Annotated in this window: 1 protein-coding gene; it reads left to right on the top strand. The window is 48.1% G+C overall.

Annotation, left to right across the window (positions count from 1 at the left end; genetic code table 11):
* A partial coding sequence (locus EQY_RS0123840; RefSeq protein ID WP_000541920.1) for an autotransporter outer membrane beta-barrel domain-containing protein occupies positions 1 to 1,159 on the top strand: 1,159 nt, incomplete at both ends.

Raw genomic sequence — 1,159 nt, 5'->3', positions numbered from 1 at the left:
TATAAACCTTAAAGGGACCACTATCACCACAAAAGGAGAACATAGTGATGGTGTTTTTTCAGAGGGAGAACCTGCAAATTCATCACATATCAATATTGCTGACAGCAATATTCAGACAGCCGGTAAAAGTTCACGCGGAATTTACCTTGCAAATGGCAACATGATTGTTTCCGGTACAGAAATAAGAACCGCCGGAGATAATGCCGGCGGCATGGAGATTCAGAACGATGCTGTTACGGAACTGGATCATGTCAGCATCACAACGTCAGGAAAAGAGAGGGCAAACGGGTTAACCGTGGGGGGCGTGTTAACTGCCCAGAATTTATCTGTGACGGCAGAGGGCAGTGATTCCTTTGCTGTTGCCATGTCTGAGAAAGGATATCTTAACGTAAAAGACAGCACACTTGTTTCAAAACAGGATACTGCCCTTGGTTTCACTGAGCAGGATCGCCGGTATACCGCCGTGGCTGTTCTGAAAGATTCCTCCCTTCACGGAAAAATAGCGGCAATACGGGCTGTGAACTCAGCAGGTATGACAGGCCTGCTCAATACCACAGTCCGTTCTGATTCCGGCATTCTTGCGGACATTGGTGACAATGCCTATATGACCCTTGATGCATCAGAACACTCTGTTTTATCCGGGATAACACAGGTTGCAACAGGCAGCGTTCTGGATTTCCGGTTGTCAGAAGGCAGTACATGGGAGTCCGGAGGGAATTCTGAAGTTACGGATCTCTTTCTGGATAACGCGAAACTGGTCATTTCAGGCAAGGATGCGGTCAGGCGTGTGGGTAATGTCATCACCGTCACCGGAGATTATCAGGGAAATAATGGAAATATCGTCTTCAACACCGTACTTGCCGGTGATGATTCTGCAACGGACAAACTGGTCGTCAGGGGAAATACAAGTGGTAAAACCAGGGTCACCGTAAACCAGGCTGGAGGAACAGGGGCACAGACACTTAACGGTATTGAACTGATTCATGTGGACGGTCTGTCAGACGGTGAATTTATCCAGACAGGACGTATTGCTGCAGGCGCTTATGATTACATGCTGGGGCGTGGACAGGGAAACAACAGCGGTAACTGGTATCTGACCAGTGGAAAAAACATGACTGCACCCGAGCTGAAGCCAGAAACAAAGCCAGAAACAAAGCCA

Origin of the sequence: Escherichia sp. TW14182, assembly GCF_000208525.1 — a bacterium.
GTDB lineage: Bacteria > Pseudomonadota > Gammaproteobacteria > Enterobacterales > Enterobacteriaceae > Escherichia > Escherichia ruysiae.
Note: the sequence above shows the minus strand (reverse complement) of the source record. Positions and strands in the feature narration are given on the sequence as shown.